General features: G+C 71.3%; 18 protein-coding genes. 11 read left to right on the forward strand and 7 right to left on the reverse strand.

Going from position 1 to position 22,623, the window contains the following annotated elements:
- The first annotated feature begins 395 nt into the window (after positions 1 to 395).
- The gene (locus tag WME82_RS38625; RefSeq protein WP_437913041.1) at positions 396 to 890 is read left to right on the forward strand and encodes a hypothetical protein; all 495 of its coding nucleotides are present in this window, start codon (positions 396 to 398) and stop codon (positions 888 to 890) included.
- A 108-nt stretch (positions 891 to 998) separates the two neighbouring features.
- Here WME82_RS38625 and WME82_RS38630 read toward each other — a convergent pair whose 3' ends face one another.
- Complete coding sequence (locus WME82_RS38630; protein WP_437741531.1) at positions 999 to 1,709, reverse strand: helix-turn-helix domain-containing protein; 711 nt, start codon at positions 1,707 to 1,709, stop codon at positions 999 to 1,001.
- 456 nt (positions 1,710 to 2,165) lie between these two features.
- Here WME82_RS38630 and WME82_RS38635 point away from each other — a divergent pair, with 456 nt between their 5' ends.
- Together WME82_RS38635 and WME82_RS38640 are read left to right on the forward strand one after the other, a co-directional pair.
- Complete coding sequence (locus WME82_RS38635) at positions 2,166 to 3,134, forward strand: serine/threonine-protein kinase (RefSeq protein WP_438039425.1); 969 nt, start codon at positions 2,166 to 2,168, stop codon at positions 3,132 to 3,134.
- Positions 3,135 to 3,219: 85 nt separating this feature from the next.
- Positions 3,220 to 4,911 carry a serine/threonine protein kinase gene (locus tag WME82_RS38640; RefSeq protein WP_438039426.1) on the forward strand — a complete coding sequence of 564 codons (1,692 nt, stop codon included), beginning with the start codon at positions 3,220 to 3,222 and terminating at the stop codon, positions 4,909 to 4,911.
- Between the two features lie 75 nt (positions 4,912 to 4,986).
- Here WME82_RS38640 and WME82_RS38645 read toward each other — a convergent pair whose 3' ends face one another.
- Complete coding sequence (locus WME82_RS38645) at positions 4,987 to 7,230, reverse strand: cyclic nucleotide-binding domain-containing protein (protein WP_438039427.1); 2,244 nt, start codon at positions 7,228 to 7,230, stop codon at positions 4,987 to 4,989.
- A 156-nt stretch (positions 7,231 to 7,386) separates the two neighbouring features.
- On the opposite strand from WME82_RS38645, the gene WME82_RS38650 reads away from it, so the two are divergent.
- The 6 genes from WME82_RS38650 to WME82_RS38675 all read left to right on the forward strand — a co-directional run bounded on the left by WME82_RS38650 (position 7,387) and on the right by WME82_RS38675 (position 13,701).
- Complete coding sequence (locus tag WME82_RS38650) at positions 7,387 to 8,523, forward strand: hypothetical protein (protein ID WP_437741535.1); 1,137 nt, start codon at positions 7,387 to 7,389, stop codon at positions 8,521 to 8,523.
- A 59-nt stretch (positions 8,524 to 8,582) separates the two neighbouring features.
- The gene (locus WME82_RS38655; RefSeq protein WP_438039428.1) at positions 8,583 to 9,581 is read left to right on the forward strand and encodes an NAD-dependent epimerase/dehydratase family protein; all 999 of its coding nucleotides are present in this window, start codon (positions 8,583 to 8,585) and stop codon (positions 9,579 to 9,581) included.
- A 58-nt stretch (positions 9,582 to 9,639) separates the two neighbouring features.
- The gene (locus WME82_RS38660; RefSeq protein ID WP_438039429.1) at positions 9,640 to 10,575 is read left to right on the forward strand and encodes a hypothetical protein; all 936 of its coding nucleotides are present in this window, start codon (positions 9,640 to 9,642) and stop codon (positions 10,573 to 10,575) included.
- On the forward strand, positions 10,572 to 11,723 hold the full coding sequence (locus WME82_RS38665; RefSeq protein WP_438039430.1) for a peptidase MA family metallohydrolase: 1,152 nt from the start codon (positions 10,572 to 10,574) through the stop codon (positions 11,721 to 11,723). The genes WME82_RS38660 and WME82_RS38665 overlap by 4 nt, the downstream gene beginning before the upstream one ends.
- Positions 11,705 to 12,541: a CPBP family glutamic-type intramembrane protease gene (locus WME82_RS38670; RefSeq protein ID WP_438039431.1), complete on the forward strand. Its 837-nt coding sequence runs from the start codon at positions 11,705 to 11,707 to the stop codon at positions 12,539 to 12,541. Before WME82_RS38665 ends, WME82_RS38670 begins: the two co-directional genes overlap by 19 nt.
- A gap of 392 nt (positions 12,542 to 12,933) precedes the next feature.
- Positions 12,934 to 13,701, forward strand: a complete 768-nt coding sequence (locus WME82_RS38675; RefSeq protein ID WP_438039432.1) for a hypothetical protein — start codon at positions 12,934 to 12,936, stop codon at positions 13,699 to 13,701.
- Positions 13,702 to 13,776: 75 nt separating this feature from the next.
- Here the strand turns inward: WME82_RS38675 and WME82_RS38680 are convergent, their stop codons facing one another.
- Positions 13,777 to 14,685 (reverse strand): zinc metalloprotease, encoded by a 909-nt coding sequence (locus tag WME82_RS38680; RefSeq protein ID WP_438039433.1) that lies wholly within the window; start codon positions 14,683 to 14,685, stop codon positions 13,777 to 13,779.
- 767 nt (positions 14,686 to 15,452) lie between these two features.
- Between WME82_RS38680 and WME82_RS38685 the strand changes: the two genes are divergently transcribed.
- Both WME82_RS38685 and WME82_RS38690 read left to right on the forward strand, forming a co-directional pair.
- Complete coding sequence (locus tag WME82_RS38685; RefSeq protein WP_437741542.1) at positions 15,453 to 15,905, forward strand: Fur family transcriptional regulator; 453 nt, start codon at positions 15,453 to 15,455, stop codon at positions 15,903 to 15,905.
- A gap of 174 nt (positions 15,906 to 16,079) precedes the next feature.
- Positions 16,080 to 17,936: a permease gene (locus WME82_RS38690; protein WP_438039434.1), complete on the forward strand. Its 1,857-nt coding sequence runs from the start codon at positions 16,080 to 16,082 to the stop codon at positions 17,934 to 17,936.
- 138 nt (positions 17,937 to 18,074) lie between these two features.
- On the opposite strand, the gene WME82_RS38695 is transcribed toward WME82_RS38690, so the two are convergent.
- The 4 genes from WME82_RS38695 to WME82_RS38710 all read right to left on the reverse strand — a co-directional run bounded on the left by WME82_RS38695 (position 18,075) and on the right by WME82_RS38710 (position 22,016).
- Positions 18,075 to 18,422, reverse strand: a complete 348-nt coding sequence (locus WME82_RS38695) for a hypothetical protein (protein ID WP_438039435.1) — start codon at positions 18,420 to 18,422, stop codon at positions 18,075 to 18,077.
- A gap of 158 nt (positions 18,423 to 18,580) precedes the next feature.
- A complete protein-coding gene (locus WME82_RS38700) occupies positions 18,581 to 19,666 on the reverse strand; it encodes a serine/threonine-protein kinase (protein ID WP_437741545.1) in 1,086 nt (361 codons plus the stop codon).
- 416 nt (positions 19,667 to 20,082) lie between these two features.
- Positions 20,083 to 21,495 carry a type I glutamate--ammonia ligase gene (glnA, locus tag WME82_RS38705; RefSeq protein ID WP_437545073.1) on the reverse strand — a complete coding sequence of 471 codons (1,413 nt, stop codon included), beginning with the start codon at positions 21,493 to 21,495 and terminating at the stop codon, positions 20,083 to 20,085.
- 182 nt (positions 21,496 to 21,677) lie between these two features.
- The gene (locus WME82_RS38710) at positions 21,678 to 22,016 is read right to left on the reverse strand and encodes a P-II family nitrogen regulator (protein ID WP_012239819.1); all 339 of its coding nucleotides are present in this window, start codon (positions 22,014 to 22,016) and stop codon (positions 21,678 to 21,680) included.
- Positions 22,017 to 22,623 lie beyond the last annotated feature (607 nt).

A 22,623-nucleotide genomic window follows, 5' to 3' on the forward strand; every position in this document is an offset into this window, starting at 1 on the left:
TCACCGTGGCTCTTATGCGCCGACATGACTCCGCCCGTCCGCTGGATTGCATTCAAATCAAAGGCGAGTCGATGCACGAGACAGCATCATCGGTACCGGAGCAGCGCCGAGCCCTTTGTGCTGACGCTCGCACGACCCCGCTGGTCGCCACCTCGATGCCCGTGACCGCTACACACCCGGCCTCGCCCGGACGCTGCTCCAGCGCGCTCCTGGCGGAGCGGCCGTTGCTATCGTGGAGACTCGTCCGCCCAGGGCGCCGGCGCCTCCAACGCCGTGGAGGCGCCTCCGCTAGACTGGAGCAAAGCGACATGCGCCCGTGTTAACGCGTTGCGACGGCACGCCGACCGGCTAGAACGGCTCCCCGGAAGCAACGAGCGCTGACGACAGGAGCCCCCATGACCACTGCAACGCAGATGCCCATGATGCCGCAGACGATGTCCCCCATGATGTCGACGCCGGAGATGGCCGCTGGCGCATCCATGATGCCCGGCATGATGGGCATGCCAATGATGCCCGGCATGATGGGCATGGGCATGCCGATGATGCCCATGATGGGCATGATGCCCGGCATGATGGGCATGAACATGCCAATGACGCCCGGCATGATGGGCATGGGCATGCCGATGATGCCCATGATGGGCATGATGCCAGGTATGATGGGCATGATGCCCGGCATGATGGGCATGGGCACGCCCATGATGTGCAAGATGTCGTGTGAGATGACCAAGGACGGAATGATCTGCAAGATGATGCCGCCCGAGGGCATGTCGATGGACGTGCTCAAGGAGCGCTGCGAGGCCATGACGAAGATGATGTCGGCCGGGATGCCCATGATGATGATGTGCGGCGGGATGCCCATGATGATGTGCACCCCCGCCATGGCCAAGTAGCGCGGCCGCAAACCTCCTCGGAGCAGCGGAGCGTCGGCGCTCACCGGCGTCCTCGCGCTGCTCCGCCCCTTCCCCTCCCCCGTTCCTCGGCGAGAAACGCGCCCCGCCTCAGGGCGCCGGCAGCGAATACGTCATCACCAGGTACATCAGCGAGTCGACGTTCGCCGGGTTGCGGTAGACGTGCGGGACATCCGCCTGGAACACGAGCGCGTCGCCCGTCGCGAGCAGAAACCGCTGTCCGTCGACGCTGATTTCAACGGTCCCCTGACAGACCACGATGTTCTCGGTCGTCCCGGGCGGGTGGGGATCGGCATTCTCGACGCCGAGCGGGGCCAGGCAGAGCTCGTAAAACTCGACCGTTCGCGGCGCATCGAACGGGAAGAGCGCGCGCGAGGTGAACTTGCCGTCGTGCGATGTCAGCCGCTTCGCGCGATCCCCGCGCAGCAGCATCGGGCCGCTCGCCGAGCGAGCGCTGACGAGCGCCGAGAACGGCACGCTGAGCGCGCGGGCGATCTTCCAGACGACGTTGATCGTGGGCGCGCTGCGGCCGAGCTCGACCTGGCCGAGCATGGCACGGCTCACGCCGGAGATCTTCGAGAGCCGCTCCAGCGAGAGGCCGCGCCGCGTCCTCAACCGCCGAAGGTTCTCCCCGACAACATGCGTGAGATCCGGCGGCGAGTCGTGGTGAGCGACCTCATAGGTCCACTCCTCCTCCAGCTCCTGCTCCTGCGCACCGGGCCTGGCCGGCTGCACGTCGAGCGCGACCGGCAGCGCGCCGTTCACCCGGGGAAGGTCGCTGTTCTGTCGGACGGATCTCATAGGAGGATGGGCGCCACTCTACACGGGATCTCAGGGTCGGCAAACCAACCAAATTCGTCGCTGCGTCATGATGAGTGTGATCAATCATCAGGCGATTTCCGTCACTCCTAGGATATCGCCTGAACCCGATCCGTGACGTCCCTGTCGCATTCGCTTTCCCCCTCGACGCGTTCGCCCTTCCGACCAGGGTCGCGCTTCCTCCCAGCGCGCTTCGCCGCACGCTCGCTCCCCGCAGGCTCGCTCGCCACAGGCCTCTTCCCCCTGCAGGCGCCTTCCCGCGGGCCGTGTCCCCCGGTCGCCCGCGCTTCCCCGCCCCTCTCCGCCTCCGGTCCGCCCCCGGCCGGCGAGTCAGGTCGGCGCCCAACCGTCCCTACCGCCAGCGCGCCGAAGCGGCTACAACCTGGGCTCGCTGTGCGGCACGCTGACGCAGCGCGCTCAAGCACCGAGGACTTGCCGATGGACCACGACATCGACGACGTGATCGACGGCCGGTACACGCTGATCGAGGTGGTCGGTCAGGGAGGCCACGGCGTGGTCTACCGCGCCCTGGACCAGGAAACCGGCGCGCACGTCGCCGTCAAGTACCTGCGGCCCGAGTTCGCCAGCGATCCCGCCCTGAAAGCCCGCCTGCGGCGCGAGGCCCGCGCCATGGGGGAGCTGGCCGGCACCAGCGCGACGCACGTCTTCGCGTTCAGCGAGGCGCCCGACGGCACCCTCTACATCGTCATGGAGTTCCTGAAGGGCAGCGATCTCGAGACGGCGCTGCGCCAGCTGGAGGCGCGGAACCAGCGGCTCCCGCTCGACGAGATCCGCGAGCTGTTCCGCCCGATCGTCGACACCCTCGACGCCGCGCACGCGCGCGGCATCGTCCACCGCGATCTGAAGCCCGCGAACATCTTCGTCCTCGACCACGACACGGGCGTTCCTTCCTCCACCTCCCCGCACCGCGGGAGCGCGCCGGCCCGCGCCGGCACGGCGGGGCGGGGGCGCGTGCGTTTGCTCGATTTCGGCCTTGTCAAGGTCATGCAGGCCGACCCCCTCACCCGCGAGGGCGCGATCCCCGGCTCGCCCAGCTACATCGCGCCCGAGGTATGGAAGGGCCGGCCCCAGGAGATCGACCACCGGATCGACATCTATTCGCTCGGCGCGGTGCTCTTCCGCGCGCTCGCGGGGCGCGTGCCGTTCGCCGGCGCGAGCCGGGTCGACATCCTGCTCGCCGCCGCCCGCGGCCCGCGGCCGAGCTTGCACGCCTTCCGGCCCGACCTGCTCCCCGAGGTGGACGCGTGGGTCGCGCGGGCGCTCGCCGTGGCCCCCGAGGAGCGCTTCCAGGACGTCCGCTCGCTTTGGAGCGCGCTGGAGCCGCACCTCGACCACGCCGATCGATCCGGCGGTGAGCCTACCGACGGAGGCGCGATCCTGCGCTGAACACGTTCCTCACCCGACCGCCTTGCGACGCGGGAAGCGGCGCTGGTAGCGTGGTGCAAACCATGCCTGAACCGAGGGCCGCAGGATGAGCTCCTCGCCCGGCCTGTTGCAGCCGAATACGCGGTTTCGCAACCGTTACCAGGTGCTGCGCGTCATCAAGGCGGGCGGCATGGGCGCCGTCTACGAGGTGATGGACGACGTCACCGCGACACGCCGCGCGCTCAAGGTGATGCTGCCCAGCCTGCTCGACAGCGAGGAGCTGCGCGCCCGCTTCGCCCTCGAGGCCCGCATCACCGGCGTCATCGAGAGCGACCACATCGTCAGGACCTCGGACGCCGGCGTCGACGAGGAGACCGGCACCCCATTCCTCGTCATGGAGCTGCTCCGCGGCGAGGAGCTCGGCAGCCTCGTCAAGAAGCGCGGCGCCCTCCCCGCCGAGGACGTCGCGCTCTACCTGTTCCAGGCCGCGCTCGCGCTCGACAAGACGCACGCGGCGAGCATCGTCCACCGCGACCTCAAGCCGGACAACCTGTTCGTCACGGTCCGCGACGACGGCTCGCCGTGCGTGAAGATCCTCGACTTCGGGATCGCCAAGGTCATCGAGCAGCACCACGCCTCCACGCTGACGCGGCAGATGCTCGGCACGCCCGTGTACATGGCGCCGGAGCAGATCCGCGCCGAGCGCAACGTCGGCCCGCGCGCCGACATCTACGCGCTCGGGCACGTCGCGTACGCGCTCCTCGTCGGCGAGTCGTACTGGGCCCAGGAGGCCGAGGCGACCGCGTCGCCGTACATGCTCGCGGGGGAGCTCCTGCGCGGCGCGATGGAGGCGCCCAGCGCGCGCGCGGCGCGGCGGTCCTCGGCGGCGCTGCCGAAGGAGTTCGACGGCTGGTTCCTCAAGGCGACGGCGCTCAAGGCCGAGGACCGCTTCGAGCGCGCGTCCGTCGCGGTCAGCGCGCTCGCCGCCGCGCTCGACGTCGCCCTCCCGCGGGCCTCGCGCGTCATCCTCCTGCCGGAGCCGGCGGCGCCCGCGCCGAGCGCGAACCCGAGCCCGACCGACCCGACGCTGCCCTCGAAGCCCGGCACGGCGAAGGGCTTCGCCGAGGTGCCGACCGTCACGGTGCCGGAGCTGTCGTCGAAGACGCCTCCCTCACGCCCCGGTCCGGCCTCGTACCCCAGCCCGCCCTCGCGCTCCGTTACGCCGTCGGCACCCAATCCGCCCTCGCGCTCCGTCCCTCCCTCGTTTTCTTCCGCGCCGCCCGCGCCGTCGGCCGCCTCGAAGTTCGCGGAGACCCGACCCCGGACGCCGCCCCCCCTGGACCCGCCGGGCCGGACGGGCCTCTCCGGGAGCGAGCCGTCGAGGAGGTCCGAGCTCACGTCGAAGCGCGAGCGCGCCCCGCAGCGGCGCTTCAACATCAGGCCCGACACGTCGACGGGGGTCCTCCACGTGAAGGTGTGGGGGTTCTGGGACATCGACGAGGGCAAGGCGTACCTCGACGAGTTCCGCCAGAAGGCATCGACGCTGCTCAACCTCGGGAAGCCCTGGTACGTGCTCGCCGACATCGCGGACTTCCCCCCGCAGAAGCCCGAGGTGAGCCCGTACGTCGAGCAGACCATGGCCTACGCCGTCGAGCACGGCATGCGCAAGGCGGCGAACCTCGTGAACAGCGCGCTCTCGAAGATGCAGATCTCCCGCCTGTCGGCCGCCATGGGGCTGCCCGAGTACTCGTTCTTCACCGCGGAGGCCGACGCCGTCGCGTGGCTCCTGAAGGGCTGAGCGCGAGGGGGCCGAGCGACGCCGGCCGGCCACGAAGGGCCGAGCGCGAGGCCAGCCACGAAGGGCTGAGCGCGCTCAGCCGAGGACGAACCGCCGGATGCGCCCGGCGAGGCTCCGCACCTTCTCCTCGGCCTCGAGGTAGCGCTCGGCCGCGTCGCGCAGGTGGGCCTGGCGCGACGCCATGAGCAAGCTCAGCTCGATCACGAGCTGCGGGCGCGCCTCGATGATCGGCTGCAGGGCCTCCTTCGTGATCTGGTAGAGCACCACCTCGTCGACGGCGCGCACCGTCGCGGTGCGCTCCTCGCCCGTGAGCAGCGCGAACTCCCCGAAGACGGCGCCCTTCTCGAGCGCGGCGACCGTCGCGTCCTGCCCGTCGGGGTGCCGCACCAGGACCTCGACGGTGCCGGACGCGACGACGAACATCGACGAGTCCCGCTGCCCCTGCAGCACGATCCGATCGAGCGGTCCGTACTCGATCCGGCGCGCCTTCGTCGCGAGCTTGCGGAGCTCGCGATCGAGCAGCGGCTTGAAGACCGGCGTCCGCCGGAGCAGCATCATGAGGTCCTCGGCGCTCGCCTCCCGCGCCGCCTTGCTCGGCTCCTCGAGCTCGATCGACGGCGCGGCCCCGTGGCCGTCACGCCGCTGCAGCGCGGCGAGGTGCGACGGGTTCTTCTCCATGTACGCCTCGAGCAGGCTCGCGTTCCGCGGGATGCACTCGTCGCCCGTGTAATCCATGAGGTTCCGCTCGGCGGCCCACCGGGCGACGTCGTTCATCGACTTCCGGTACTGCCGGCACGCCGCGGGGAAGATGCCGTCCTGGTCGCCGAAGAGCCCCGTCAGCGCCTCGGGCATCAGGTTGATCCCGAACAGCCGCATGTCCCCCCGCTGGTGCCAGAGCGCGAAGTCGCGCCACCGCGGATCGATGTGCGCGAGCTCCGGGAACGCGAGCACGTTGTTCTTGAGCACGGCCCGCTCCGCGTCGCGGAACACCCGGTGCCAGGTCTCCTGCGCGTTCCAGAGGTTGGGGCCGGCGAGCTCGATCGCCTTCTGCAGGTCCGCGTGGTGGGCGTGCAGGAAGGCGAGCGTGGCCTTCTGCTTGCGCATCAGGTTCGTCAGGCTCACGGGCCCGGCCGCGAAGAAGCCGGCCGCGCGCGGCGCGATGTGCCGCATGTCCCAGACCTGCGCCCACGCCGCGACGTCGATCGACGCGCGGATCGGCGCGAACGCCGCGCCCTCCTCGAAGGCCTCGCGCTCCCCCGGCGAGAGCATGTCCGGGTAGTCGTGCTTCACGGCCTCGAAGATGCCGAGGCACGTGAGCAGCTCGAGGTAGAGGCCCACCCGGAGCAGCCAGCGGGGGTCGGGGAGGTTGCGCCGGTGCTGCTCGAGGTCCTGATGGATGGCCCGGAGGTACAGGAGCGCCTTGTCCATGCCGATGGTCAGCACGGGGAACCACGGGTGATAGCCGACGTGGAGCTCGTCGATCCCGAGCGCCCGCTGCTGGATCTCCGTGTCCGCCTTGACGAGCCGGTCGAGCAGGCGCGCGTAGAGCGAGCCGAAGCGGCCGGTGTCGAAGATCTCGATGTCCGTCGACTCGGAGGCTACCGTCCTGCCCGCCTCGCTGAGCTTGATCTCGACGCGGAGCTGCTGCCGGAACAGGCTCGCGAACGTGAACGGCTCGAAGCCGTCGGTGACGCGCCGCCGGAACGACTCGGGCAGGTCGCCCCAGAAATAGCCGCCGCCGGTCTCCTCGCCGGGGGGGTGCGGCACGAGCTGCCGCGCCGGCACGATGGTGGCCACGTAGACCGTCTGGTGGAACGAGTTCCACGGGGCGGGCTCGAGCTTCGGGACGGGGTAGGACGAGGTCGAGACGATCTGCGGGCTGAGCGGCACGTCCATCAGGCCGGGCACCGGGCACGGCTCGCCGCCGTCGGGGCTCGCGGGGAGGAACCACGCCGACATGGTCACCTCGAACGGGCGCTCGAAGGGGGCGACGAACGCGTAGATATCGCGCAGCCGGTAGAGCAGCCACACCTCGTCGCCGAGCTCCGACGGGTCGCCAGAGGTGTTGATGCAGCCGACGCGCTCGCTGCACCCGTGCCCCGGATAGAGCGCCTCGTCGACAGGCCGCTTGCCGGGCTCGAACGGGATGAGCTCCAGCGACGGCGAGAGCTCGGCCGACTCCTCCTCCGGGCTCTGGCGCGCCTCGAGCTGGCGCAGGTACTGGCGGACCCGGGCGAGCTTGTCTTCCCAGTCCATGCCCTCCACACGGCTCATCAGCAGCCGCTTGAACTGCCTCTGGAACTCCTTCGGGGTCATCATGCTGCGTCCACCTGAGTTGCCGGGGGCCGGACAGGCCCTCCGCGAGAGCTTACCGGCTTCGCGCGCGCGGCGTCGTGCGATCAGCGCGGCGCGCGCCGCCACGTCGGTGCGAGCCCCTTGCAGCGCCGCGTCTCGGAAGGTACGGGCTCAAGCCCTATGGCTATCGAGATCCGCGAGCTCCGGAAGGGCGACAAGAAGGTCCTGAAGGACTTCCTGAACGTGGTCGACACCGTCTACGAGGGTGAGCCCAACTATATCCGCCCGCTCGACTTGGACATCTCCGATCGGCTCGACAAGAAGAAGAACCCGTTCTTCGAGCACGCCGAGGGGACGGCGTGGGTGGCGTACAAGGACGGCCGGCCAGCGGGTCGGATCACCGCGCAGGTCGATCACGAGCACCTCCGGGTCCACCGCGACGAGACCGGCTCGTTCGGGTTCATCGATACGATCGACGACGCCGAGACGGCCGGGGCGCTGCTCGCCGAGGCCGCGGGCTGGCTGCGCGCGCGCGGGATGAAGCGCATGCGGGGCCCCTACTCGCTCTCGACCAACGAGGAGATCGGCTGCCTCATCGAGGGCTTCGAGCTCCCGCCGGTGATGATGATGCCCTACCACCGGCCGCACCAGGGCCGGCTCATCGAGCAGGCGGGGCTCGAGAAGGTGAAGGACCTCTACGCGTGGGGCTACGAGGTCGGCAAGGTCCCCGCCCGGGCGCAGAAGGCCCACGCCGAGGTCCTGGCGATGCCGGAGGTGCACACGCGCTGCGGCGATCCGAAGAACCTGCTCCGCGACATCCGGATCCTCATGGACGTCTACAACGACGCCTGGAGCGACAACTGGGGCTTCGTCCCGATGACCGAGAAGGAGCTCGTCAAGTGGTCGAAGGACGTGCGGCTCATCCTGATGCCCGAGCTCACCAAGATCACGTTCATCGACGGCGAGCCGGCCGCCGTGTCGCTCGGGCTGCCCGACCTCAACCAGCTGATCAAGGACTTCCACGGCAAGCTCCTCCCTGGCGGCATCTTCAAGCTGCTGTGGCGGCTGCGCGTGCGCGGCCCGAAGCGCGGGCGCCTCGTCGTGCTCGGCATCCGCAAGAAGTGGCGCCATGTGCGGCGCTACGCCGGGCTCAGCGCCTTCCTCTACGTCGAGATGAACCGCGCGGCGCATCTGCTCGGCATGGAGGGCGGCGAGCTGGGGTGGACGCTGGAGGACAACGCCGCCATCAACGCGGGCATCCGGCTGATGGGCGGCCGGGTCCACAAGAAATATCGCGTCTACGAGCGGGCGCTGTGATGGACGCGCGCGCCAGCGCCGAGCGGCGCGCGCCGGGACCGGAAAGGAGGAGCGGAGCGATGAGGGTGCTGGTCACGGGCGCGAGCGGGTTCCTCGGCTCGCACGTCGCCGAGCAGCTCGTGCAACAGGGGCACAGCGTCGTCGCCCTGGTGCGGCGCTCGTCGGACACGAGGTTCCTGTCGTCGCTGCGCGGGGTCGAGCTCGCGTACGGCGCCGTCGAGGACGCGGAGAGCGTCCGCCGCGCGGTCGTCGGCCCGCCAGGCGTCGACGCGATCGTGCACTCGGCCGGGCTGGTCAAGGCGCGCGACGAGGCGGAGTTCTTCCGGATCAACGTCGACGGCACGCGGAACCTGCTCGACGCGGCGAAGGCGGCGCCGGCGGGGACGATACGGCGGTTCGTGTTCGTCTCGAGCCTCGCCGCCATCGGCCCGAGCCTGGACGGGCGCCCCATCGCCGCCGACGCGCGCCCGGCCCCGGTGACGCGCTACGGGCGCTCGAAGCTCGAGGCCGAGCGGCTGGTCCTCGCCGAGAAGGGCGCGTTGCCCGTGGTCGTCATGCGCCCCCCGATGATCTACGGCCCGCGCGACCAGGAGTCGTTCGCGTTCTTCCAGAGCGTCGCGCGCCGCTTCCTCCCGATGCTCGGCGACGGCAGGAACACGCTCAGCGTCATCTACGCCTCCGACGCGGCCGCCGCGTGCATCCGGGCGATCCAGAGCGACGTGCCGAGCGGCCGCGCCTACTTCATCGACGACGGAAGCGTGTATGTGTGGCGCGACATGCTGGCGGACGTGGAGACGGCGCTCGGCGCGCGGGCGCTCGTCCGTCTCGGCGTCCCGTTCTCGCTCGTGCGCGGCGCCGCGCTCGCGAGCGAGGGGCTCGGCCGCCTCACCGGCAAGGCCGTGATGCTCACGCGCGACAAGCTGAACGAGCTCTCCGCGTCGCACTGGGTCTGCGACTCGAGCGACGCCCGCAGGGAGCTCGGCTGGGCGCCCGAGGTGAGCTGGGCGGAGGGGACGCGCCGCGCGGTCGCCTGGTACCGCGAGCACGGCTGGCTGTGACGTGACGCCGCGCCGCGCGCCGTTTGACGCTCGCCCGCGGCCTCCGTACCGTAAATGCATGTTCCGCTGTCCGCCGGTTGCTCCGGGCCTCGTCGCGATGGCGCTCGGCCTGACGGCGGCGCCCGCGCAGGCCCAGGAGCCGCCTCGAGACGGCGCCGCCGCGGCGGCTCCGGACGCGGGCAGCGCGGCGGCAGCGCCGGCTGCGCGCGGCGCGCCGGACGCGCCCGCCGCGCGGTCGGCCCTGCGCGGCGCCGTCGTGGTGGCGGTGGACGACGCGAGCGCCGAGGCGGCTCGCTCGCTCGCCCGCGCGATCTACGGCGACCCCGCGCTCCGCCCGCCCATCGACGAGGCGACAGCGCAGGTGCTCGCCGGCGATCCGCCGCGCCCGGACGCGCCGGCCGCCGTGAAGGAGCTCGCGGAGGTGCGCAGCTCCGCCGGGCGCGCCGAGTCCGAGCCGGTCGCGCGCGGGCTGCTCGCGTCGCTCGGCGCGGGCGCAGGCGCGGCGCTCGTCGTCGCGGTGAGCACGGCGCACGGCCACCCCGTCGCGCGCGTGCTCCGGGTCGCGGGCGCGAGTTACGCGCCGCTCGAGCTCGGCGCGACGGTCCAGCGGACCGCCGACGGCGCGGCCGCCCCCGCCGGGGCGATCTTCGGCTGGCCGGGCGCGGGCGCGGCCGTGCGCGCGCTGCTCGCCGGAGACGAACGGAGCGGAGGCGCGGCCGGTCGCGCCGCGACGCCGCCCGCGCCGACCTCATCGCGACAGGGCTCCTCGGGACCTCGCGGACCTCGCGCCGACGTCGCCCAGGCGGCGCCGAGGTCCGCGGACGGCGGCGCCAGCTCGTCGGGGCCGTCGGAGCGGCGCCCGACGTGGAGCTCCCCCTGGTTCTGGGGGCCGCTCGCTGGCGTCGTCGCGACCGGGATCGTCGTGCTGGTGCTGGCCCAGACGGGCGGCGATGACGGCGACACCGTGCACCTCCGGGGCCGGATCGCGCCATGACGCGCTCCTCCCGGCGCAACCCGGCGGGGTTGGGGCTGAGGCTCGCCGCGCTCCTCTGCGTCGCGATCATCGCCGCGCCCGCGCGGCTCGCCGGCGCCGCGCCCCGCGTCTACGACGCGCCCGCCGCGTCGCGCGACGGCAGCGCCGATTTTCCCGTGCCGCCGCCGCCGCCGGCGTACCACACCGAGGATCTCGGCTGGATCGAGTTCGCCTATCACCCGTCCACCCGCGACCGTGTCCGCCCGCTGATCGCCCGCGCCGGCGACCTACGCGCCGAGCTCGGCGCCCTGCTCGGCCGCGACGTGCTGACCGCCCCCGTGAAGGTCCGGATCGCGGATGTGCCCGCCGAGCTCGACGATCTCGTCCCCGGGGGCCTCGCTGGCCCCGTGACGGCGATCTCGTTCGGCGCGCTGCGGCTCGCGGTCCTGAGCGCCTCTCCACGGCTCGGCGCCGAGACGCCCGATCTCGAGGGCGCCTTCCGTCACGCGCTCGCGCACCTCGCCCTGGATGAGGTGACGGGCGGCGCCGTGGTCCCGCGCTGGTTCCACGAGGGGTTCGCCGCCCACGTGGCCGGAGACCGCGGCGCTCGTCGCGCGCAGGTGCTCTCGGTCGCCGCGCTCCGGGGGCGCCTCCTCCCGCTCGACGAGCTCGAGGCGAACCTGACAGCCGCCGAGGACACGGCCGGCTCGCTGCCCTACGCGCAGGCGGCCGACATCGTCCGCTTCCTCGTCGATGACGAGCGGCGGCAGAGCTTCGTGCGCGCGCTGGCTCAGGCGCGCGGCGGCGTGCCGCTCGAGGCCGCGCTCGGGGCCGCCTATGTCTCGACGGGCCGCGAGATCGAGCTCGCGTGGCGCGCCAACGTCGCGCGCCGCTACGGCTTCGTCCCGGTGCTGGCCGGCTCGCTGCTGGCGATCGGGCTGCTGGTCTCCGGCCGGCTGGCCGTGCAGCGGCTCCGCAGCCGGAGGTCGCCGCCGCCTCCCGCGCCGCGCCGCCGGCTCCGCGCGGCGTCGGAGGTACGCCACCGGCCCGCGCGCCCGTCCACGGTCCAGCTCGTCGCCACCCTGGGCGCGCGTCACCGCAACGAGGTCGACGGCGACGCGGAGGTCCCGAAGGTGGAGCACAACGGCCAGTGGCACACGCTCCACTGAACGCCACGGAGGAGACCCCTCCTCGGCCCGATCCCGCCGGACCGCAGCGCCGCCTGACGGAGCTCGCGCTCGGCGCGGCCTGGCTCATCGGCCTCGCCGCGGCCCTGCAGATCGTGTCCGTGCTCCTGTCGTCGAGCCCGCTCGCGGCGGCGCTCGCCGGCGCGGTCGTCGCCGACGTCGTCGCGGCGCGCGCCGGCGTGCAGTGGACCGATCCTCTGGAGCCGGAGGGCCCAGGCCGCCGCGCGCGCCTCGCCCGTCGCGTCGGGCTCGGCGCTGCGCTGGGCGCGCTCGCCGTGCTGATCACGCTCGGCGTCTCCGCGGTGCTCGGGTGGGTGACCGTCGAGGCCGGGGCGCCCTCGGCGAGCCTCGGCTTCGCCCTGGCGCGCGCGATCGCCCTCGCTGTCCGCGACGAGCTCCTGCTCACCGGCATCCCGTTCGCCGCCGCGGCGCGCGCCGGCCTCTCGCCCCGCCCCGCGCTGGTCTTCTCCGCCCTCGCGCACGGCGCCGCGCTCGGGCTCGCGCCGGGCGCGTCCCCGTCGAGCTTCGCCCTCGCGACCACGCTCGGCGCGCTCGCGGCGGCGCTCTTCCTGCGCGGCCGCGGCGTGTTCGCGGCGGTCGCCGTCCACGCGAGCTTCACCGCGCTCGCGGGCGCAGGTCTGCGCGGCGCCCTGCTCGACGCCACGTGGATCGACGGCGCCCTCGCTTCGGGCACGCAGGCCTTCGGCCCGCCTGCCTGGCTCGGCGCGGCCGTGCTCGCCATCCTCGCCGCGCTCACCCTCCGCGCCGGCGCCCTGCAGCCTGACCGTCCAGCACGGTAAAGCGCCCCCGCCCCGCGCGGCCGCCACGGAGCTCTCGCCGCCGCGCCGGCATGAAGCGCGCCGCACCCGCGTTGTAGCTCCGGACATCGGCGCTGGCGGCGCCGCGTCCATCGCAGCTGCGCACTCGGCCTCTCCTTTCCACCGCCGGCGTCCGGTTTCCAGCGCTCGGCGCGTCACATCCACCGGACCGACACCGACATTTCACAGCGCCGTGAGAGCACGTGCCGCGCCAGCGGATCGCGGGCGAACGCGCGCGATCTCCCACAGCGCCTCACCCCTCGGACACGGCTATGTCATATTTCAGCGCACCGCGTCAAGCACACATTGACGCGCCGCCTTCGAGGAACCAACGATCAGGTATGCACTGCGAAAGGATCCTTCGGATTGCGCCGATGATGCTGCTCGCGCTCGTGTCGGCGGGCTGCGGCATGGCGACGATGATCGACACGAACACGCGCTCCATCCAGGCAACGACGGAGGAGATGCGGCGGACCCGCGCGACGATCGAGGATTCGAATCAGACGCTGCGGAGCTCGCAGGAGAGCATCGATCAGCTCGCCGAGCTGCGTCAGCCGATGGAGAAGCTCGCCGAGATGCAAGCGGCGATGGAGCGGCTGGCCGAGCTCAAGGGGTCGATGGACGCAATGCAGCAGAGCATGCGGGAGACCGCGCGCCTCAAGGAGTCGATGGATCGGCTGAGCGAGATGGAGGCCACCATCGCCGCGATGAACGAGAGCCTCGTGGGCATCCGCGGCCCGCTCACGGACGTCGCCGCCCTGAACGCGCCGATGCGCGACGTCGCCGCCCTGGACGCGCCGATGCGCGACGTCGCCGGGCTGAAGCAGCCGATGGAGCAGGTCGCGACGCTGCGCGAGCCGATGAAGGAGGTGAGCAAGCTGTCGGCGCCGATGGAGGAGATCAGCCAGCTCGGGGGCGATGCGTCGCGCCAGACCGGCCTCATCGCCATCGGCCTGCTCGGCTGGGGCGTCGTGACGTTCCTCGGCGTGTACTTCGGCGTACAGGCCGGTACCCGCCGCCAGCAGCGCCTGGCGCAGGGAGATAGGGACTCGAGCGCGGGGCCGGCGCCTGCCGAGCCCGCGCCGCGCGTCCTCACCGAGAGCCGGAGCTTCGAGCGCCGGGCCCAGATCAAGTCGATGTGATCGAGCTCTGCCGGACGCCTGTCCGGCCGGCGAACGGCGGAGTCGCCCGCCGCCCGCCGTCACATCATCCACCGATCAACGATACGTATTCCAGTGAGCCGACATGCGATCGGCCTGCCCTGCAGTGAACCCATCCATGCAGGAGTCGTCGGTGTAATCCATGAAGTTCTGGACCGGGTCGAGCCCACCTCCCCGGCAGCTGTCCCTGTTCAGCGGGCAGCCATACGCGGCGCTGCGCTCGGACGACGTGTCCGCCACGCCATCACCGCTCTTGTTGCAGCCGCCTTCGAACGTGTGGAAGAGGCCGAGCCAGTGACCGACCTCATGCGTACCCGTATCTCCCTCGTTGTACGGCGCCGCATTGCCGCCGGGTAACGTGGAATGGAGCAGGACGACGCCGTCGTCGGTCGGACGGACCGCGTAGCTCGAGGGGAACGTCGCCCAGCCCAGCAGACCGCCGCCCGGATTGGCCGTGTAGAGATTGAGGTGGTCTGGCCCACCAATGCGGAGCGCGGCCTTGGCCTGCCGCTCGGCCGAAGAGCCCGACGACATGGTGTACCAGGTCGCGTTCCTCGTCCGATCGACGGAGGCAAGCGTGAAGCTGAAGCGGGTGTTCGCGTACGCCTCGTTGAGCACCTCTATCTGCTCCGCGATCATCCCGTCCGTCACGTCGCCGTTCGACACGCCGATGCCCTTGTTGATGACGTGGACATGCACGGGGATCTCGACCGCCGCGCCCGCCGAGAACCCGAGCGCCATCTGGCTGCGGACGAACTGCTCGACGGCTTCCTTCTCAACGTCGCTCAGCTCGGCGGTCGCGCAGCCGCGCCGCAGGGGCGCCGGCGCCGCCTCGACCTGCTCGGGCTCGACGTCGACGACGGCCGGCGCATCCTCCACGGGGGTCGAGGGGTCGGCGCCGCACGCGACGCCCAAGGCAGCGATCAAGACTAAGGCAAATACTTCCGCACACGTCCGAGCTCGCATGGACACTCTCCTTGGTTCATTTCCCCGCAAAGGAAGCATGAATATATATCCGCGATCACAATCGGTTCAATTCCAAAAGGGCTGATTCCACTCGCGACGACCAAGGAAGATTCCATGTCTTGGTCGTTCTGGTCGTTCTGGTCGTCTTGCGTGTCTTGCGCTCTCTCGCCGAACGCCGACAGGCCCCCCGGACATGCAGAGCGATGACGAGGCGCAGCGGCCCGCGTGGAACGGACACGCCGATTGCTCCAACTTGGATCGATCGCTCCATTATGGAGCACACGTCGAGAGCGGCGCGGACCGAGGGAGCGCCCCTCGACTCGAGATCAGACGACGACGGGGACCTGGCTGTTCCGCCTGTTCCATGTCCTCCGCGCCTTCGGGATCAGGGCCCGCGGAGCTCACCCCGATTTCGAGGCGCCTTCCCGAGGAGCGCCGCACCGCGCGCCCATCCGCCTCGTCTGTGCAGATCGAGCGACGCTCGAAGCCAGGTGCACGACGTTATCCAAACTCTCCGCCTGCCACATCCTCTCGGAGCCGGGTCGGCGCTCGCCGCCGCCGGCCCTCTCGTCGGGGCCGCGCCGGGCACGCGCGCACGCGGTCCGAACGAGGCAGGCGCTGCGTTCTCGCGGGCGGTGGCGCGGCGGGCTCGGCGGCGGTCCTGCGATCTCGCTCACACTGGCACGCGGCCGACCCGGGCGCTGCGCGGCCGACGGGCGCGATGCATCGTGATTGCAGTACTCTCCTGGCGACGGTAGATGTCTGGCATGGCGCGTACGAAAGCAGGTCAGTCCGCGGAGGAGCTCCGTGAGCAGATCCGGGCGGCCGGCCTGCGGGCCACCTCGCCGCGCATCGCGGTGCTCCACAGCCTCGGCCGCTCGCGGACGCCCGTCAGCCACGCGGAGCTCGCTGCTGAGCTCGCCCCGAAAGGGTGGGATCGCGCCACCATCTACCGGAACCTGATCGATTTGACCAACGCCGGGCTCGTGCGCCGCACCGACATGGGCGACCACCTCTGGCGGTTCGAGCTGCGGGAGTCCACCGGAACCCACGCCGCGGACGAGCACCCGCACTTCATGTGCGACACATGCGGCGATGTGCTCTGCCTCCCTGACGAGAGCATCGAAATCAAGGCGGCGCGCGGCGCGCCGCGCGCGTTGCGGCGCAAGGGACTCCAGATCCAGCTCAAGGGCCGCTGCGATCGGTGCGTGCAGGCCTGAGCGGCGGAGCAGCCCTCGGTCATCGGCGACCCCCGGCCACCAGCAGCCCCGAGCCGCGTGAATGACGCGGCGCTCGGCGGCGCTCAGCGACCACAGACTGCTGTCCGCATCCTGGTTGCAACACCAATTTGATATTGATTAGGCTACGTGGCTCGGGCATAGCCCACCGCGCCCATGCTCGCGCTCGTCGTCGTCCTGTCGATCGCCGGCCTCGCCGTGGGGCCGCTCCTCGTGGCGCTCGGCCGGCGCCAGGCGCTGCCGACGTCGGTGCTCGACGGGCTGACGCTCGGCCTCGTGCCCGCGCTCGTCCTCACGCGCCACCTGCCGCACGTCGTCGAGGAGATCGGAGCGCAGGCGCTCCTCTGGGCGGCGCTCGGGTACGCGGCGCTCGGGCTCACGGAGCACCGGCGGCGTGACACCGGCGAGGTGCTGGGGCGGGAGATCGCGTTCTCGGCGCTCGCCGTGCACGGGCTGCTCGACGGCGCCGGGCTCGCGCTGGCCGTGGCCGCGGCCGACAGCAGCGCGGACGGGGTGCTCTTCGCGAGCGCCGTCCTCGTGCACCGGCTGCCCGAGGGGCTGTCGCTCGCGGCGCGCTTCCTGCCCGCCTGGGGCTGGCGGCAGCTCGCCGCGCGCCTCGGGCTCCTCGGGCTGCTCACCGTCCTCGGCGCCCTCCTTGGCCAGCGCGCCGTGGAGAGCCTCCCCCACGAGTCGTTCGAGGTGTTCATCGCGTTCGGCCTCGGCGTCCTCCTGCGGCTCGTGGTCCACACGCACGAGGCGCCGCCTCGGGGGGCGCGCGCGCGGACGGCGAGCGCGATCGCCTTCGCCTCGGGGCTCTGCGTCGCGCTCGCGCTCCCCAGCCCGGAGAGCTCCTTCACGAGCGCGCATGCGTCCGAGCTGTCGTTCGCCGAGTCGCTCGGCCCGCTGTTCATCGAGACGGCGCCCGCCGTGCTCGCCGGGCTCGCCATGGCGGGGCTCCTGCGCGCGCTCTCTCCGAGCGTCCTGCATCGCTCGATCGGCTCGCTGCGCGGCGGCGCGGCGCTGCCCCGGGCCGCCCGCAGCCTGGCGTCCGGGCCGCCGCTGCCCCTCTGCGCCTGCGGCGTTGCGCCGCGCATGCAGCGGCTCCCGCGCGCGAGCGCGCCGGTCGCCTCGGTCGTCGCCGTCGTCCTCTGCGCGCCGGCGCTCGATCCTGCCGGCGCGCTGCTCTCGCTGCGGATGCTCGGCCTGCCGTTCACCGCGGCGCGCGTCGCGGGCGGCGCGCTCCTCGCCGTGCTGGTCGCGCTCCTCGTCGCCAGGGTGGCCAGGACGAAAGGCTCGAGCGCCGCGCCCTCCGGCGGCGCGCCGCCCGTCGTCGCCGGGACCGTGGCATCGCCGGGCGCGCGGCTCCGCGCCGCCGTCGCCGAGGCCGTCGGTCCAGCGCTCGATCACATGGCCGCCTGGTACGTCGCGGGCCTGGTGCTCGCCGCCGTCCTCGAGGCGGCCATCGCGCCGGCCGCAGCGCGCGCGCTCGGCGCGCCGGACGACGTCCTCGTGAGCGCGCTCCTCGCGGTGCCCGCTCACGTGTGCGCGCAAGGCGCGGCGCCGCTCGCCGCGGTGATGATCCACAAGGGGCTGCCGGTCGGCGCGGCGCTCGCGTTTCTCGTGGCGGGGCCGGCGACCCACATCGCGGCGCTCGGCGGCCTGCATCGGGCGTTCGGAGCGCGCGCCGCCGCCGCCTCCGCGCTCTTCAGCGTCACCTTTGCCGTCGCGCTCGGCCTCGTCGCGAACGCCTTCGTCCCCCTCTCGGCAATCCCGGACCTCCACGACCTCGCGTCGCAGGAGCACTCCACCATCGCGTGGGTCTGCGCGGCCGCGCTCGGCGCGCTCCTGCTCTCGAGCTTCATGAGGCTCGGCCCTCGCGCATGGCTCGGCGGCATGCGTGGCGCCGGCGACACCGGTGCGTCCGGGTCAGAGGGGCCGCATGCGCCCTGCGCACACGCACATCGCTGCAGCGCGAGCGGCGCACCGGACGACCACGGCGCGCCGCCCGCGTGACGCCGGGCTCCCCGGAACGTCGTTCCAGGAGCTCACGCTCGCCGCTCTCCCTCACGCGCCGCTCGCCGCTCTCCCTCGCGCGTCGTCCCGCGGCCTCCACCTCACGCGCCGGAGCTCCGGCGCGGGGCGGCGCGGCGATCACCCTAGCTGGACCGAGCCGTGGTGATCGCAGTGATCGCCGTGCGGATGGTGCAGGTGCGCCCCGACGAGGTAATCGAAATGATCGCCGTGGGGCACGGCCTGATGGCCGCAGCCTGCCCCGTGCGTGTGCGCCTTCTCGTGATCGGCGCATGCATGGCTCGGCGTGCACGCGTCAGGGTTCTCGTTGCCGACCGAGAGCACGTGCTCATCGAAGTGATCGCCGTGCGGGTGATGCAGGTGTCCGTCGTGCAGGTAATCGACATGGCCTTCATGCCGCAACGCCTGATGTCCACATCCCTGCCCATGAACATGGGCGTGCGCTTCATGCGTCTGGTGGTCGTCCATCGACTTGCATCCTTTCCATCAATGCTCGCTTCGAGCTCGGGTAACGGCTCGACGTGGGGCCAACATGGGGCCCCGACGCGCACCGCCGCAAGGAGCAACCTGGCGCGCATGCCGTGGGCGCGCCGACCACGCTCGCTCGCCCTGCGGCGCCGCGGCGCTCAGCGGATCCAGTACCTGCCGATGAGCACGAGCGCCATTGCCCAGAGCACCACCCCGATGCCCGCCGCGACGAGCATGGCCTTTGGCAGGCGCCTGCCGTGCTGCACGAGCCGTCCCAGCGTCCCGGCGGCGTCGCCGCTCCGCGCCGCCGCGCTCTCGGGCGCGAGGCCGACGTCGCCGCCGAGGCCGATGTCCGAGGCGCGCCGCCCCTTCTGTCCCCGGAAGCGCTCGGCGCGCAGCTCGCGGAGGACGGCCTCGAGCTCCTTCGCGAGCGCGTCCGCCGAGGCGATCCGCTCGTCGCGCTCGCGGCGGAGGCACGCTTCGACGAGCTGGCAGAGGCGCGGCGGGAGCCCTGGCCTGCGCGCGGCGATCGGATCGCAGTCCTTGCTCAGGATCCGGACCATCAGCGCGTTGTAGTTCGGCGCCTGATGCGGGGTCGTCCCGGTCAACGCCTCGTACATGACGACGCCCAGCGACCAGATGTCGGCGCGGGCGTCCACGTCCTCGCGCCCCGCGGCCTGCTCGGGCGACATGTACGCCGGCGAGCCGACGACGCAGCCCGTGCGGGTCAGCGAGAAGTTGTGCTCCTTCTCCAGGACCTTGCTGATCCCGAAGTCAAGGATCTTCCCCACGAGCTCGCCCAGGTGGTTGCGATGCACATGGATGTTCGCGGGCTTCAGATCGCGGTGGATGATCCCTTGCTGGTGGGCCATGTCGAGCGCCCGCGCGAGGCCGAGGAAGAGCTCGACCAGCACCTCCGGCTCGATGGTGCCCTCGCGCCGCAGCCACTCGTCGAGCCCCTCGCCGACGAGCAGCTCGAACACGAGGAACGGAGAGCCGTCCTCGGCCTGGCCGAGGTCGAGGATCTCGACGATGCTCGGGCTCCGCAGGCGCCCGCTCGCCTTCGCCTCGTTGAAGAAGCGCTGGAGCGCGACGGCGTCCCCGGCCACCTCGGGGCTCATCACCTTGAGCGCCACGTCGCGGTCGATGAGCACGTTCTTCGCGGCCCACACCGACCCGCTGGCGCCTTGGCCCAGGAGCTTCACGAGCCGGTAGCGAGACTGGATGAGATCGCCGGGGTTCACTGCTGCGCCGAGGTGTCGCTGGGGAACTGAGGGAACTGAGGGAGCCGAAGGAACTGAGGGAACCGAGGAAACAGGCGGACCGGAGGACCGCGGGACCAGGGAACCGAGGAGGAGCTGGCTTTACGCCGCCCCCATCGGAGCCGGACCGGAGGATAACCCGAGCCATGGACGAGCGGTACCGCGGTGCGGCGCGCTCCAGAAGGAAGCAAAAGTTCGCGGCGCGAGGGGCGACAACCCGCCTCGCCGCCTCCGCGGGCACAGAGATCCGTGGGATTTTCCGATACCGCGACGCTTCGACTCGGCGTCACCGGCGCTCGCCGGACACGACGGCGAGCGATGAAGAGGCTGGGCAGCGAGGGGCACAGCGCAATTTTCTTGTGCGCCGGCCCCTGCGCTGCCCTCGGGGGTGGGGGCGATCAGACGTCGTAGTAGAGGAAGAACTCGTGCGGGACCGGGCGGAGCCGGACCGCGTCGACCTCGCGCTCGCGCTTGTAGTCGAGCCAGGTCTTGAGGATGTCGCGGGTGAAGACGTCGCCGCGGAGCAGGAACTCGTGGTCGCGCTCGAGGGCGCCGAGGGCCTCGTCGAGCGAGCCCGGCATGTGCGGCACTTCCTTGAGCTCCTCGGGCGAGAGCGCGTAGATGTCCTTGTCGAGCGGGTCGCCCGGATCGATCCGGTTCTGGACGCCGTCGAGGCCGGCCATCATCATGGCGGCGAAGGCGAGGTACGGATTGCAGCTCGCGTCCGGGAAGCGGACCTCGATGCGGCGGCCCTTCGGGCTGTTGCCCGGGGCCAGCGGGATGCGGATCGACGCCGAGCGGTTGCGGCTCGAGTACGCGAGGTTCACGGGCGCCTCATAGCCCGGGACGAGGCGGCGATAGCTGTTCGTCGTCGGGTTGGTGAGCGCCGCGAGCGCCTTCGCGTGCTTCAGGATGCCGCCGATGTACCAGAGGCCCGTGTCGGACATCCCGGCGTAGCCGTCGCCGGCGAAGAGCGGCTTGCCCTCCTTCCAGAGCGACTGGTGGCAGTGCATGCCGCTGCCGTTGTCGCCGAAGAGCGGCTTCGGCATGAACGTCACCGACTTGCCGTTCTTGCGGCCGACGTTCTTGATGACGTACTTGAACCACATGAGGTTGTCGGCCATCGCCGTCAGCGTCGAGAACTTGATGCCGATCTCGCACTGGCCGGCCGACGCCACCTCATGGTGGCCGACCTCGACCCCGATGCCGGTCTCGATCAGCGTGGACATCATCTGCCCGCGCAGATCGCCGAGCGTGTCGGTCGGCGCGACGGGGAAGTAGCCCTCCTTCGACCGGATCTTGTGCCCGAGGTTCGGGCCGGCCTTGCCGGAGTTCCAGACCGCTTCGTCGCTGTCGATCTCGTAGAAGGCGCCGCGCTGCGAGCTCTCGTAGCGGACCGAGTCGAAGACGAAGAACTCGGCCTCGGGCCCGAAGTAGGACGTGTCGGCGATGCCGCTCGCGCGGAGGTGATTCTCGGCCTTCTGGGCGATGTAGCGCGGGTCGCGGCCGTAGGGCTGGCCGGTCACCGGATCGCTGATCTTACAGATCATGCTCAGCGTCTTCTGGGCATGGAACGGGTCGAGCTTCGCCGTCGACGGATCGGGCGTCATCAGCATGTCGCTCGCGTTGATCGGCTGCCATCCGCGCACCGACGAGCCGTCGAAGCCGATCCCCTCCTCGAAGAGATCCTCGTTCAGGCGGGACGCCGGGATGGTCGTGTGCTGCCAGATGCCGGGCAGATCGATGAACTTGAGATCGACAAATTTTACGTCGTTTTCCTTCGCAAACGCGACGACATCTTTCGCCTTCATGATCTTCTCTACCTCGCTGACTCGCTGCTCTCGCTGTATGTGACTCGACGGTGTGCGGGCTCGTGCTCGCTTCTCGGTTGTCGATCTATCGATCTATCGATCTGTCGATCTCTCGATCTCTCGATCCTCGAGCCTGTGACCCGCCGCGAATGCCCTGTGACGCTCTGCCGGCGGCGCGCCTCCTAGATGGCGTCCTCGCCGCGCTCCCCCGTGCGGATCCGCACGGCCTCCTCGACGGGGACGACGAAGATCTTGCCGTCGCCGATCCGACCCGTCTTGGCGCTCTTCTCGATGGCGTCGATCACGTCGCTGACCATGCTGTCCGGCACGACGATGTCGACCTTCACCTTCGGCACGAAGTCGACGACGTACGCCGACCCTCGATAGACCTCTTTCTTGCCGCCGGTCCGACCGAAGCCCTTTACCTCGGTCACCGTCATGCCCTGAATCCCGACCTCGGCGAGGGCGTCCTTGACCTCGTCGAGCTTGAACGGCTTGATGATCGCCTCGACCTTTTTCATTGCGCACGCCTGTGGTGACCGGGTGCGCGCCAGGGTAGAAGACCCGGGCGCTCACCCGAAAGGCCCCGCTGGAGCAGAGCTGGTAAAGGGGGGACACCTCCGCCGGCGGCCTCCCATCGATGTGCCGGGCGCCGCCCGGCTTCCGATCCGTGACGGGGGCGGCCCGGTCCACCGAGCCTTGCCCGACACTGTCAACGACTCAGGGACCCATCCAGCGGAGCCGGATCGGCGACCCTTCACCCCGGACGCTGGCGCGCGACCGAAGGTCCAGGCTGGTGTACCCAAGCTCATGTTTCCGGAATGTTTCGCGCACCGCGCGAGCGTGAGAAAAGTGCATCGGGCGTCAGAAAATCGGAGCCTGCTTACTTTTTTCACAGCTCTACCTGAGCAAGGCAGAGCTCGCCTGCGCGGCGATGGCGCCGGGGGTGGGAACCTGCCTACGCACCGCGCCACCAGAGCGGTGGCCCCGCCCTGGTCCATGACCGGCCCGGGGTGGAATCCGCTTTCACGGTGCCCTCGTGGAAGCGCTGAGCCCGCTCGCGCGGCGCCAGGGAGAGGATCGGGCCCCTCCCCGACGGTCATGCTGCGCTCGCCATTGTTCTTGTGA

Source organism: Sorangium sp. So ce128, from assembly GCF_051525245.1.
Classification (GTDB): Bacteria; Myxococcota_A; Polyangia; order Polyangiales; family Polyangiaceae; genus Sorangium; species Sorangium cellulosum_B.

What these genes read in the sequence shown, in the direction of transcription:
- WME82_RS38625 (WP_437913041.1), top strand. Translation starts at nt 396, where the DNA reads ATGACCACTGCAACGCAGATGCCCATGATGCCGCAGACGATGTCCCCC.
- WME82_RS38630 (WP_437741531.1), bottom strand. Translation starts at nt 1,709, where the DNA reads ATGAGATCCGTCCGACAGAACAGCGACCTTCCCCGGGTGAACGGCGCG.
- WME82_RS38635 (WP_438039425.1), top strand. Translation starts at nt 2,166, where the DNA reads ATGGACCACGACATCGACGACGTGATCGACGGCCGGTACACGCTGATC.
- WME82_RS38640 (WP_438039426.1), top strand. Translation starts at nt 3,220, where the DNA reads ATGAGCTCCTCGCCCGGCCTGTTGCAGCCGAATACGCGGTTTCGCAAC.
- WME82_RS38645 (WP_438039427.1), bottom strand. Translation starts at nt 7,230, where the DNA reads ATGATGACCCCGAAGGAGTTCCAGAGGCAGTTCAAGCGGCTGCTGATG.
- WME82_RS38650 (WP_437741535.1), top strand. Translation starts at nt 7,387, where the DNA reads ATGGCTATCGAGATCCGCGAGCTCCGGAAGGGCGACAAGAAGGTCCTG.
- WME82_RS38655 (WP_438039428.1), top strand. Translation starts at nt 8,583, where the DNA reads ATGAGGGTGCTGGTCACGGGCGCGAGCGGGTTCCTCGGCTCGCACGTC.
- WME82_RS38660 (WP_438039429.1), top strand. Translation starts at nt 9,640, where the DNA reads ATGTTCCGCTGTCCGCCGGTTGCTCCGGGCCTCGTCGCGATGGCGCTC.
- WME82_RS38665 (WP_438039430.1), top strand. Translation starts at nt 10,572, where the DNA reads ATGACGCGCTCCTCCCGGCGCAACCCGGCGGGGTTGGGGCTGAGGCTC.
- WME82_RS38675 (WP_438039432.1), top strand. Translation starts at nt 12,934, where the DNA reads ATGATGCTGCTCGCGCTCGTGTCGGCGGGCTGCGGCATGGCGACGATG.
- WME82_RS38680 (WP_438039433.1), bottom strand. Translation starts at nt 14,685, where the DNA reads ATGCGAGCTCGGACGTGTGCGGAAGTATTTGCCTTAGTCTTGATCGCT.
- WME82_RS38685 (WP_437741542.1), top strand. Translation starts at nt 15,453, where the DNA reads ATGGCGCGTACGAAAGCAGGTCAGTCCGCGGAGGAGCTCCGTGAGCAG.
- WME82_RS38690 (WP_438039434.1), top strand. Translation starts at nt 16,080, where the DNA reads ATGCTCGCGCTCGTCGTCGTCCTGTCGATCGCCGGCCTCGCCGTGGGG.
- WME82_RS38695 (WP_438039435.1), bottom strand. Translation starts at nt 18,422, where the DNA reads ATGGACGACCACCAGACGCATGAAGCGCACGCCCATGTTCATGGGCAG.
- glnA (WP_437545073.1), bottom strand. Translation starts at nt 21,495, where the DNA reads ATGAAGGCGAAAGATGTCGTCGCGTTTGCGAAGGAAAACGACGTAAAA.
- WME82_RS38710 (WP_012239819.1), bottom strand. Translation starts at nt 22,016, where the DNA reads ATGAAAAAGGTCGAGGCGATCATCAAGCCGTTCAAGCTCGACGAGGTC.